The sequence below is a fragment of the Shinella sp. genome, from assembly GCF_049651085.1.
In the GTDB taxonomy this organism is placed as follows: Bacteria; Pseudomonadota; Alphaproteobacteria; order Rhizobiales; family Rhizobiaceae; genus Shinella.
Map to the genome: position 1 here is coordinate 125,717 of NZ_JBASBL010000027.1, position 11,853 is coordinate 137,569.

Here is an 11,853-nt window from a genome sequence, read left to right on the forward strand (position 1 = left end):
CAGCCGCCCCACCGCCCCCAACCTGCCGTTCATTTCCGGGAGACCGTCCCATGCATCGTGATAGTTCCAAGCTGCTTCAGGCCGTCCTGGTCGTCCTGGTCTTCTTCCTCGTAACGGGGGGCTGGGAATTCTATGTCTGGGCCAGCGAAACGCCGGCCTTCGTGCTGCCCGCGCCGAGCGTGGTGGGCAAGCAGCTCATCTCGCTGCTCGGAAATCCGCTGTTCTGGGACAATTTCTGGGTAACGATGTACGAGGTGCTGATGGGCTATATCCTCGGCATCGCCATTGCCGTCGTGCTCGGCGTGCTGATCTCGCAAGTCCGCTTGCTCGATCTCGGCCTGATGCCCTACATCGTCGCCTTCCAGACCATCCCGAGCGTCGCTCTGGCGCCGATCTTCCTGCAATGGTTCGGCTACGGCCTCGCCTCGAAGATCGTGATGGCGGGGCTGATCGCCTTCTTCCCGATGCTGGTCAACGTCATCGCCGGCCTTCAGGCTTCGGGCCGCGAAGAAGTGCAAATGCTCAAGGCCTTCGGCGCCAGCCGGCTCCAGATACTCATGAAGGTACGCGTGCCCAATTCGCTGCCTTATGTCTTCGCAGGTCTTGGGCTCGGCGTCGTCTTCGCGCTCGTAGGTGCCATCGTCGCCGAATTCGTCGGTGCGCAGAAGGGGCTCGGCAAGATGATCCTGCAATTCAACGAGCAGTTCAACATCGCCGGCATGTTCGCGATCCTGATCGTCCTCGCCGCTATCGGCATGACGATGCATTCGATCGTCGGCATCGCCAAGCGCCGCATCGTCTTCTGGGCGGGCGACCACTGAAGATTCTCACGCGGCGGTCCACCCGCCGCGCAATGCCTGGAAAACAGGGGCGGACGACCGTCCATCAAGGAAGATACTCATGCAGACCACGCAGCGCGATATGCCCGCATTCTCCAACTCCAGGCAATATAGGGACTTTGCCGTGCGCCATCTGGCCAACGGCGTTTCCTCCACGCCGCGCACCGCGCAGCTTCCGGTGCCGGTCGCAATGGATCATGCCCGCGGCGTCGTCCTCACCGACGTCGACGGCAACGATTATATCGACTACACGATGGGTTATGGTCCGCTGATCCTCGGCCATAATCCGCCGGAGGTGGTCGCGGCCCTGAAGGCGGAGATCGACAAGGGCTTTCGCACCGCGAGCGTTCATCCGGGCGAGGGGCGTCTGGCCGAACTTATCGCCGAAACGGTGCCTTGCGGTGAAATCTCGTCCTTCGTCAGCACTGGGACCGAGGCTGTGCAGCTTGCCCTGCGCATCGCCCGGGCTGCGACCGGGCGCACGCGCATCATCAAGTTCCGGGCCAATTACCACGGCTGGTTCGACAGCGTTCATATCGCCAACGCGCCCGGCAATGACGGTCCGAGTTCCGGTGGACAGGACCCAAAGGCGGTCGAGAACATCACGGTGGTCGATTGGGGCGATGCTGCAGCATTTGCGGCGGCGATCTCGAGCGACTACGCGGCTGTCATTCTCGAGGCGGCGGCGATCAATGCAGGCTGCTTCGCGCCGCCGGAGGGTTTCCTGGAAAGCGTGCGGGACCTGACGAGCCGGCACGGCGTCGTCCTGATCTTCGACGAGGTTATAACCGGTTACCGGCTGGCTCTGGGCGGCGCCCAGGAAATGTTCGGCGTCGTGCCTGACCTGACGGTTCTCGGCAAGGCAATCGGCGCGGGGATGCCGGTCAGTGCCGTGACCGGAAACAGGGCGGTCATGGAGGCGCTGGTGAATGGCAGCGTGATGCATCGCGGCACGTTCAACGGCAACCCGTTGTCGGTCAGCGCGGCCATCGCCTGCGTGGAAAGCCTGCAGCGGGGCGCGGCGGAGATCTACCCTCGCATGAACGCGCATGCGGCAGCGATCCAGGCCCACATCAACGCGGAGGCGGCGGCTCTCGATCTGGATGTCTGCGCCAATCAAGTCGGCTCCGCGATACAGATATTTACCGGTGTCCGTCAGATGGCGCGGATCGGTGATCTTGCCGGCGCAGACAGGGGTAAGATCGTCAAATTGACCGAGAAGCTTCTGCTCAACGGCCTGATGCCGCTGCCGCGCGGCCTCATGTACCTTTCGGCTGCGCATACGGACGCGGACATTGAAAAGACGATGCATGCACTCTCGAAGGGACTGCATGCCTACGCCGCGGTCTGACATCAGCGCAACGGGGCATCGAAAAGATGGTTGACCGCCAAATTATCATCCCGGACGCCATGCGTTCAATCATCGAGCGCAGGGGATATGCACCTGCGGTTCGAGTGGACAGGTTGGTATTCTGCGCAGGCCAAATAGGCAGGACTGCGGACCTGGAGGTTATCGAAGATCCGGAGGAGCAGTTCATCGCGTGTTGGAGGAACCTGGAGGAGGTATTGGCCGCCGCAGGATGCAGCTTCAACGATGTTGTCGAGATGACCTCGTATCACGTTAGGATGAGCGAGCACATGGACCTCTTTCGGACTGTGAAGAACAGGATGTTTCCTCGCGGAACGTGTGCTTGGACAAGGGTTGGCGTATCCGAACTTTCAGATCATCGGCTTCTTGCCGAAGTGAAGGTCGTCGCCGTTGTGCCTGAGGCGGCCGCCTGAACCGAGCGGATACCACTGCGTGACGGCGCATGACATGGCCTTCGGGCAGCGCGCAACGCCGGCACGGCCCGCGCTCACACCCTATATCTTGCCGAGTTCGTCAGGTTTTACGCCGAGGGCGGCGGCCAGCGCTGCCTTGCCGTTGTCTGGCGTCATGGCGAGGCCTGCCACGATCCCTTCCTGCCACGATGGCCCGCGATCCCATGCCTCCCGGTAAGCATCGGCCAGCACGTAGCCCTGCCTTGTCTCCACGAGAGCCTCTGACAGAATGGAGGCTTGCAGAAGGTCCTTGTCGCGCTTCGCCCGTCCCGGGGTATCGTTGAGCCGCCTGGACGACACGATCAGCTTGTGGACGGCATAGCGTTCGGGAGCGGGGACATTGACGCTCACTCCCTCCCGGTGCAGCAGCACTGTCCTGACAGGATCGTAGATCAGGTAATCCAAAAACCGGAGATTTTCCGCCGACGCGCCGCCGAGTGCGGGCATGGGCGAGGGCTTGCCCGTGTATTCGTCTGATCCCCGGTTGCCCGTGGGGAACTCGACGCGGTAGTTGACCGAGTTTGTGAAGACCGCAACCTTTGCCTTGTCGGCTTGGTGCGGAACCGCCCGGAAGGTCTCATCGACCGAATGCAAGACCTCGAGAATGGGAGGCAGACTGTCCTCGACCTCGGCCGGGATCGCGAAGTCCTGCGCGAAATCCGCGTCACCAGTCTGGATGGCAGTGTTGGGGAGACGAACACCGAGCAGACCCGAATAGCAGCCGAACGCCACCGAGCCGATCAGGACCGCCCGGAGGCGGAAGAGGCCGGCGTCGGCAAGGGCCTTTGTGACCTTGCCCGCAAAGCGATCCGGTGAAGCCATGCCACCGCTACGCTGGAGCATGCTGACCAGACGCCGTCGCTCGCGGATGTCATCCTTGATTTCTTTGTGCGCCTTCACTCGGGCCGTGATTTCATCGTCGGATTCCGGCCCGACATAGCGCCGCTTGTCGCCCTTGTCCGTCGGGTATTCGAAATACCAGTAATTGCGAGACTTCACCGGAACCGAGACGAACCGCCCATCCAGAGGGAAATCCGCCTCGAACTGGGCGTCGAAAGTCCGTTGCGCGAGTTCTGCGAACGCCGTGCGATACACCAGGTCGATTGGCTTCATCTGTCTCGGTCTCCCTGCTGCCCGATATCGCGCCGTCGCCTCTTCCATCATATCGATCTCGGACGTCCAATTCGCTGGCCCGTCAAAGAGATATTCGACAGCAATGTCGGTCGTCGGTTTCTTGAAGAATTCGCTTGCCAGCCCTTCGTCTTCATCAAGACTTTCCCTCGTTATAAGGAATGATCTAGCGTCTTATAATGGGCAGTTATAAGGAAACCACAAAACCCTTATAACGCTTCCGCTGTCTCCCCGCAACCGCCTGCCAAACGGGGCGCTATCGCATTCAGTACCCGGTGCCGTTTTCGTGTCTGTGACAGCGACGCGTTGCCCTTGGAGGCAGAAGTAGGTTCAATGCGACCGGTTCAGGGATCTTGCACCACTGCACTATCGCAATTTCGCGCCAGAAGGGCGAAAAGCACGTCGAGCATGACATACATCGGTGCTCGGCCGGTCGGTACGATGAGCGGATGGCTGGAGGCGCGGTAAGCGTTGAGGTTGATGTTTTCGTCGGCGAGCGACGCGACGACCGAGCCGCCGGGCGAGATGGACAGGATGCGCGCGCCGGCCTTCTTGGCGATTTCCAAGTTGGAAATCAGGTAGCTCGTACGTCCAGAAAAAGAGAGCACGAAGAGCACGTCCTGCCCGGTCAGGCGCGGGGCAGAGACCATCTGCAGGGTCGGGTCGGAATAGGCGACGCTGGCCATGCCGAGCGAGGCGAGGCGATGCTGGGCTTCGCCCGCCAGAAACCCGGAGCCGCCATAGCCGTAGACGTCGATGCGACGGGCGCCCGCGAGCAGATCAACGGCACGGCGGAGTGACGCCAGGTCGAGGTCGTGCCGCGCCTCGCGCAGCGATTCCGCAGCGCGGTTGAAGACGTCGTCGACGAGGCCGGTGAACGGATCGGCGCCACTTTCCACCGGGCTCGCCGGCGCCTGGCGCACGGCCAGTTGCTGGGCGAGCTTCAGGCGGAAATCCGGAAAGCCGTCGCAGTCGAGCCGCCGGCAGAAGCGGATGACCGATGGTTCACTGACCTTGGCAATGCGGGCCGCATCGGTGATCGACCATGTGATCGCGGTGCTCGGCGTGTCGAGGATCGCCTCGGCGATCCTGCGCTCGGCGGGTGTGAACTGCGACAGCGATTGCCTGATCAGGTCGAGCATGAAGTTGGTTTCGCGTGTGAGGGCTAAAACGTGCCGTCGGCCATCAACCGCGACAAGCAGGACGATTGATAGTCAAAACCGGCCTGGGCCACAACGAGCCTTTTCACCGATGCCAGCGCATCCTCGTATGGTTCGATGCGCCGTCCGCCGGCATCCTGGGCGATGACCTGCCCGCCCGCGGCCTCGACGAGCAGAATGCCGGCCGCGATGTCCCAGGCGTTGAACTTCGATTCGTAGGCGACCGCCACGCGTCCAGCGGCGACATAGGCAAGATGCAGGGCGCAGGAGCCGAGCCGGCGCACGGCGCGGAAGGCGTTGACGAGGTCGGCATGGGCCTCCTGCGCGGCGCGCGAGGGGCGTTCGCCCTCGTAGGGCGCGTTGGTCAGCACCTCGACCTCGCGGTCGGTGCGTCCACGCAGGAACGGTGTTACCGGCTTGCCGTTCAATGTCAGCCGGCCGCCGCTCGCCATGAACAGTTCCTCGCGAACCGGGTCGTAGATCACGCCGCAGACCGCCTTGTCGGCATGGTAGGCGGCGATCGAGACGCAGAAGAAAGGCAGGCCCGAGGCAAAATTGCTGGTGCCGTCGATCGGGTCGATGATCCACGTCGTCTCGCCTTCGCCCTGCCAGCCGCCTTCCTCGCCCAGAATGCGCGAGGCCGGCAGGCGCGACCAGATCGTATTGCAGGCAGCCTTTTCCGCCGCCTTGTCCGATGCCGTCACGATATCGAAGAAACCGGCCTTCTGTTCAGTCTGAAGGGTTTGCGGGCTGGCATCGACAAAACCCTTGAGCGCCACCGCGCCGGCGGCCAGCGCCGCCTCGCGGGCGACGGCTGCGATAAGGTCGTAGATGATAGGCTTGTCGAGGGTCATGCGGCTTTTTCCATGGTGGTAGCTTCAGTCTCCGGCAGGATCCAGACTGGCCGGCTGTCGATGGAAAGGCGCAGCGTCTGGCCGACTTCGGCAACGCCCGTCCGGTAATAGGTGCTGTCAAGGAAGACGCATTCCTGGCCGTCGATCTCCGTGAGATACTCGACATAGGCGCCCTGGAAGACGACGCGGCGCACCGTCGCCTGCATCGTGCCCTCGGGATCGACACGGATATGCTCCGGCCGCACGACGCAGCGCACCGCCTCGCCCGGCCGGAAGGCCCGGACGCCGCGCGCCAGCGTGAGGCTGACCGTCGTGCTGATGCGCACGCTCACCGTCGTCTCGTCCACGGTTTCCACCCTGCCGCGAAGAATGTTCGCCTTGCCCATGAACTCGGCGACGAAGCCGGTGCCGGGGCGCGCATAGACGTTCAGCGGCGTGTCGTTCTGCTCGATGACACCGCCCCGCATCACCACTACCCGGTCGGAGATCGCCATAGCCTCGCTCTGGTCGTGGGTGACGTAGAGGCTGGTAATGCCGAGGCGCAACTGGATGGCGCGCAGCTCGTCGCGCATGCGCTCGCGCAACTGCGCGTCGAGGTTGGAGAGCGGTTCGTCGAAGAGCAGCACCTTCGGCTGGGTGACGACGGCGCGGGCGAGCGCCACGCGCTGCTGCTGGCCGCCCGAGAGGCGGGCCGGCGAGCGGTCGGCATATTGGGTAAGCGCCATCGTGTCGAGGATGGAGCCGACGCGGTCCTTCATCTCGGCCTTCGGCAGGTTGAGGAGGCGCACGCCGTATTCGATGTTTTCGCGCACGTTCATATGCGGGAAGAGCGCGTAGCTCTGGAACACCATGCCGACATTGCGGGCATTGACGGGCACGTTGGTAATGTCGCGTCCGCCGATGGTGATGGTGCCTTCGCTCGGCGTTTCGAAGCCGGCGAGCATGCGCAGCGTCGTCGTCTTACCGCAGCCCGAGGGACCGAGCAGGGTGACGAGCGTGCCTTCCTCGATGGTCAGGTTCAGCCCATCGACGGCGGTGGCGCCGGCGACGCCGGCAAAGCGCTTGGTGATGTTGGAGAAGACGACTTTCGACATGGGACTTACCTCTTCGATGTCGAATTGAGAACGAGCTGCATGAGAGCCAGGATGGCGAGCACGACGAAGACGAGGATGCTGCAATAGGCGGCGGCGACGCCGAGCTTCAGCGTTTCCACCTGCGACAGGATGGTGACGGTGATCAGCGTCCAGTTGGCCGAGACGAGGAAAATCACAGCCGAAAGTGTCGTCAGCGAGCGCGTCAAGGCATAGGAGAGCGAGGTGAACAGTGCGGGTTTCAGCAGCGGCAGGGTGATCTGGAAGAAGGTCCGGGTGTTGGAGGCGCCGAGAATGGCCGATGCCTCCTCGATCGACCTGTCGATCTGGCGCAACTGGTTGGAGCCGGCCTCGATGCCCACCTGCAGGTTCTTCACCACCATGGCGGCGACGACGATGAACGCCGTGCCGGTCAATAGCAGCGGCGGCGTGTTGAAGGTGCTGACATAGCCGATGCCGAGAATGGTGCCGGGGGCGGCGAAGGAGAGAAGCGTGCCCCAGCGCAAGAGGAAGCTGCCCGGGAAGGCCTTGCGGATCAGGAGATAGGCGATCAGCATGCCGGCAATCGCGGTGACCGGGGTGGCGATGCCCGCCAGCAGCAGCGAGTTGCTGAGCGTTTCGAAGCCTGCGGTGAAGACGGTCGTGTAGTGGGCCGTGGTCAGTGTGTTGTCGACGCCCGGCAGCTTGGTGAAGGAGACGTAGATCACCGTCAGGTAGAACAGCAGGATGGCGAAGACGATGGCGTAGCAGGCAATCGTCAGCGGCGCGACGACCGCGCCGGAAATGCGGATCGTCTGGGCGGAGGGTTTTCCCGTGACGGTGACGTAGCTGCGCTTGCTCACCCAATAGCGGTGGATGAGGAATGCGGTCATTGACGGCACCAGCATGAGGCTGGCAAGCAGCGCGCCGGCCTGCAGGTTGAAGTAGCCGACCATCTGCGAATAGGCTTCGACGGCAAGCGTGTTGTAATTGCCGCCGATCAGCATCGGATTGCCGAAATCCTCCACCGACTTGACGAAAACGAGCAGCGTGGACGACAGGATCGCCGGCGTCACCAAAGGCAAGGTCACGCGTGAAAAGGTCGTCCAGCGCGAGGCACCGAGCGAGGCGGAGGCATCCTCCAGCGCGCTGTCGATGGATTGCAGCATGCCGCGGATGTTGAGATAGGCAATCGGCGTGAAGGCGAGCGACTGGATCAGCACCAGGCTATGGAAACCGTAGACATTGGCGTTGCGGATGCCGAGCAGTTCGCGGGTGATGAGGCCGGAACGGCCGAACAGGATGACCACCGCCAGCGCCATGACGAAGGGCGGCGAGATGATCGGCAGCAGCGCCACGCCATGTACGAGGGTCTTGCCCGGCATGGTGGTGCGCGTTGCGGAGAAGGCAAGCAGGAAGCCGGCGGCGGTGGCGATGATCGCCGAGGTTGCGCCGAGCAGCAGCGTGTTGAGCAGCGATTCCCAGACGAAGGCCTGGGAGAGCGTGTCGAGGAGGACGGCAAAGTCGAAACCGTGCTCAGTGACGATTGCCTGCTTCATGACGATGAAGATCGGCAGGGCGGCGAAGACAAGCACTGACAGTGTGGTGACGGCGAAGAGGCCGAACAGCCACGGATCGACGACGATGTTGCGCAGGAAGGCCGGCGCTGCGCCCATCCGGCCGGACGGAGCCGCTTGCGAGGCGAGGGTCATGATGGGGCTCCTTGAGCAATTCCGCGTGGAACCGCAGGGGGACAAAGAAGGCGAGCCTTTCGCGTGTTGACAAGCCCCTTGTCCGCCGCGCGGCGCCTCTTAATGTGGGAAGAGGGCAGGAGCAGGGGCCGCCGCAGCTGGTGGCAGCGGCGGCCGGTCAACGGTCGAGGGCGTTACTTGGCGTCGGCCTTGCGGCGCACGTCGTTTTCGTAACGCTCCAGCAGGCGCGCGCGGTTCTCCCCGGCCCAGGTGAAGTTGTAGTCGATCATCTTGACGTTGGAGAGGTCGATCTTGGCATCCGGATTCTTGTAGCCCGGAACGATCGGACCGCGGAAGGTGGCGCCGATAGCGGCCTGGCCCTTGTCCGTCAACACCCAGTCCAGAAAGGCGCTGGCGCCCTTTGCCTGGTCTTCTGGAGCATTGGCGATGGCTGCTGCGGCATTCACCTCGAAGCCCGTGCCTTCCTCCGGGAAGGAATAGCCGACCGGATAGCCCTGGGCGAGTGCCGCCTCGATATCCTGCGAGTAGGCCATTGCAAGCGCTATCTCGTTGTTGGCGACCATGCGGGAGGGGGCGATACCGGAGCGGGTATACTGCACGACGTTCTTGTCGATGTCCTTCATCGTCTCGAAGGCCGGCTCCTCGCCGAGGAGCTGGACCATTGAGGCGAGCGCGACATAGGCCGTGCCGGACGAAGCCGGATGGGCGAGCGCCACGCTTTCCTTGAAGACCGGATCGGCGAAGGACTTCCAACTCGTCGGGGCCTTGGCGCCAGTTTCGTCCAGCACCTGCTGGCTGTAGGCGAAGACGATCGGTGACAGCGAGATCGGCGTCCAGCGGGCTTCCTTGTCGGTATAGCGCGGGTCGACCTTGTCGATGCCGGCGGCTTTGTGCGTGGCAAGCAGTCCTTCGCCGGCGGCCTGGATGAAGTTGTCGGCAGCGCCCGCCAGCCAGAGGCCGGCCTGCGGGTTGTTCTTTTCCGCCCGGATACGGGCGAGAATCTCACCGGCGCCGATGCGCACGAACTGCGCTTCGATGCCGGTATCGTCCTTGAAGGCTCTCAGCACGGCGCCGCAATCGTCTTCCGACATCGGGCAATAGACGGTCATTCCCGCAGCATCGGCGCTACCGGCCGAAAAGACGTGCGAGCATAGGACTGCGAACGCTGAAGCCAGCGTGAAACGGCGTGACATATCGATTTTCCCTCCAGGTGTCGCCACGGCCCCCTGTGAAAGCCTTCCTTTGGGCTCTCAGGTCTCACTCACCGTGGGTAGTATTCCTCGTAGCGAGAGAATCTACATTTGTCAAAATGTTTGTAGGAAAGCTACATTCGCGATGGGCAGCCCACGCGAAGGACTGGCCGCGGAATGTTCCTTATTCGCCCGCGACCACGAGCCCTGGCACGGCGGCTGCAAGCGCCTCGAACCCCGGCTTCTGGCGGGCTTTTGCATCGGTGATCAGGTGGGCCATCTCGCCGGTTTCGCAGAAGACCGATCGGCTGACGACACCCATCTTGGAGTGATCGGCGAGAATGATCGTCTTTGCGGAATTGCGGACCATGGCGCGGGCGATCTCGGCTCCGTGCAAAAAATAGTTCATCGCGCCCATCGTGGCGTCGACGCCCCAGGGGGCGAGCAATGCAAGGTCTGCCCGGTAGCGCTGGATATCGTTGATCGTCGCCTCGCCATAGGTCTCCATCGGATCCTGCTTCACATTTCCAGCAAGCATGATGATGCGCGTGCCACGGGAAAGCTCGCCGGGTTTTTCCGCCAGCTGGCTCGCGACATCAATGGAATTGGTGATGATGGTGAGGTTGGTAAGACCGGTCGGGCCGGCCAGCGCCTCTGCCATGGCCGAGCTGGTCGAACCGGCATCCATGAAGATCGTCTGGCCGCTTTCGAGAAAGCCTAGTGCGGTGGCGCAGATCGTGCGCTTTTCCTGCAGGCGCAGCGTAATGCGCACGCCGAAGGTCGTGTCCTCGCGAGCAACAGGCACGGCGCCGCCACGCACGCGGCGCAGTTCGCCGGCAAGCTCCATCTCCATCAGGTCGCGGCGGATGGTCTCCCGCGAAACGCCGAAGTCATCGACGACGCGGTCGATCGACACCTGGCCATAAGCTGCAAGCAGCGATCGGATTTTCTGCTGACGCTCTTCTTGCCACATCGCGGTGCCTCCATTGCCCATGCCTTGATACGTGACGCCTCGTATCGCCACAAGCGGCATGTGGCTTGCCGCATAAAAACTCATATCGCCACGAAAAACACATATTGCCACAAATGCCAAAAGGCTGTACCAAGATCACAAGAGCCGGTGATGGCTCGATCCGTTCCTTCAATCGGCCGCAAGCACGGCCGTCACGTCAACCTGCACGGCCTGCGGGAGCGATGGCGGCCGCTCTGGGCCGGGAAAGCGTCGAAGAGAGAATGACCAGTGCCGCCATCATCCTAGACGAGCATGTGGCATTTGCCGTGGAACTGGCAGACATCGCCCGGGCCGTGCTGCGGGAAAACGACGTGGCGCGCATCAATGTCAGCGTGAAGCCGGACCGCAGCCTCGTCACGGCCATGGATATCCTCATCGAGGACCGGCTGCGCGCGATGATCGCCGCACGCTATTCCTTGCACGGCATCATCGGCGAGGAGCGTGACTGGGTGCGTCCGGGCAGCGAGCATGTCTGGGTGCTGGACCCCATCGACGGTACCACGGCGTTCATTGCCGGCATGCCGGTCTACGGCACGCTGATTGCGCTGGCCGTCGGCGGGGTGCCGCGCCTCGGTATCATCGACATTCCCGCCATCGATTCCCGCTGGATCGGCGCCGAGGGGCGGCAGACGACACGCAACGGTACTCCGGTACGCGTCCGCTCCTGCCCCTCGCTCGCCCAGGCGATTATGACCAACAGCAACCAGGATTACCTCGCCCCTTCGGAGCGCCCGGCGCTCGACCGGCTGCGCGCCGCCACCAGCGCGCGCGTCTATGGCGGGGTAAGCCTCAACTACGGCCTGCTTTCAGACGGACGTACCGACCTTGCGCTCGACGGTGGGCAGAAGGTCTTCGATTTCGCGCCGTTCCGACCCATCGTGGAGGGAGCCGGCGGCATTGTTACTGACTGGGCTGGCGCGCCGCTGACGCTGGAAAGCTCCGGCCAACTGCTCGGCGCGGGCGATGTCAAGGTGCACCGTCAGGCGCTCGATCTCATCACAGACCTGAGGATCGCGCCGACCGTCACGGCCAGCGCATAGTCGCAAGAACGAAGAAGGGGAGGG

General features: G+C 63.1%; 11 protein-coding genes. 4 read left to right on the plus strand and 7 right to left on the minus strand.

Annotation, left to right across the window (positions count from 1 at the left end):
- Positions 1-50: 50 nt before the first annotated feature.
- From WA950_RS17990 to WA950_RS18000, 3 genes are all read left to right on the plus strand, one after another.
- Entirely contained in the window at positions 51-821 is a 771-nt protein-coding gene (locus WA950_RS17990; protein ID WP_424553091.1) for an ABC transporter permease, read from the plus strand.
- A gap of 79 nt (positions 822-900) precedes the next feature.
- Positions 901-2,190, plus strand: a complete 1,290-nt coding sequence (locus tag WA950_RS17995) for an aspartate aminotransferase family protein (RefSeq protein ID WP_424553092.1) — start codon at positions 901-903, stop codon at positions 2,188-2,190.
- A 26-nt stretch (positions 2,191-2,216) separates the two neighbouring features.
- Positions 2,217-2,621, plus strand: a complete 405-nt coding sequence (locus WA950_RS18000; RefSeq protein WP_424553093.1) for a RidA family protein — start codon at positions 2,217-2,219, stop codon at positions 2,619-2,621.
- An 81-nt stretch (positions 2,622-2,702) separates the two neighbouring features.
- Here the strand turns inward: WA950_RS18000 and WA950_RS18005 are convergent, their stop codons facing one another.
- From WA950_RS18005 to WA950_RS18035, 7 genes are all read right to left on the minus strand, one after another.
- The gene (locus WA950_RS18005; protein ID WP_424553094.1) at positions 2,703-3,773 is read right to left on the minus strand and encodes a nucleotidyltransferase family protein; all 1,071 of its coding nucleotides are present in this window, start codon (positions 3,771-3,773) and stop codon (positions 2,703-2,705) included.
- Positions 3,774-4,135: 362 nt separating this feature from the next.
- A complete protein-coding gene (locus tag WA950_RS18010) occupies positions 4,136-4,933 on the minus strand; it encodes a MurR/RpiR family transcriptional regulator (protein ID WP_424553095.1) in 798 nt (265 codons plus the stop codon).
- A gap of 23 nt (positions 4,934-4,956) precedes the next feature.
- Positions 4,957-5,805, minus strand: a complete 849-nt coding sequence (locus WA950_RS18015; protein ID WP_424553096.1) for an inositol monophosphatase family protein — start codon at positions 5,803-5,805, stop codon at positions 4,957-4,959.
- Positions 5,802-6,899, minus strand: a complete 1,098-nt coding sequence (locus tag WA950_RS18020; protein WP_424553097.1) for an ABC transporter ATP-binding protein — start codon at positions 6,897-6,899, stop codon at positions 5,802-5,804. The genes WA950_RS18015 and WA950_RS18020 overlap by 4 nt, the downstream gene beginning before the upstream one ends.
- A 5-nt stretch (positions 6,900-6,904) precedes the next feature.
- Positions 6,905-8,587 carry an ABC transporter permease gene (locus WA950_RS18025; RefSeq protein ID WP_424553098.1) on the minus strand — a complete coding sequence of 561 codons (1,683 nt, stop codon included), beginning with the start codon at positions 8,585-8,587 and terminating at the stop codon, positions 6,905-6,907.
- Positions 8,588-8,760: 173 nt separating this feature from the next.
- Entirely contained in the window at positions 8,761-9,696 is a 936-nt protein-coding gene (locus WA950_RS18030) for an ABC transporter substrate-binding protein (RefSeq protein ID WP_424553099.1), read from the minus strand.
- Between the two features lie 265 nt (positions 9,697-9,961).
- A complete protein-coding gene (locus WA950_RS18035; RefSeq protein WP_424553100.1) occupies positions 9,962-10,750 on the minus strand; it encodes a DeoR/GlpR family DNA-binding transcription regulator in 789 nt (262 codons plus the stop codon).
- A 260-nt stretch (positions 10,751-11,010) separates the two neighbouring features.
- Here WA950_RS18035 and WA950_RS18040 point away from each other — a divergent pair, with 260 nt between their 5' ends.
- On the plus strand, positions 11,011-11,829 hold the full coding sequence (locus WA950_RS18040) for an inositol monophosphatase family protein (RefSeq protein WP_424553101.1): 819 nt from the start codon (positions 11,011-11,013) through the stop codon (positions 11,827-11,829).
- Positions 11,830-11,853: the final 24 nt, after the last annotated feature.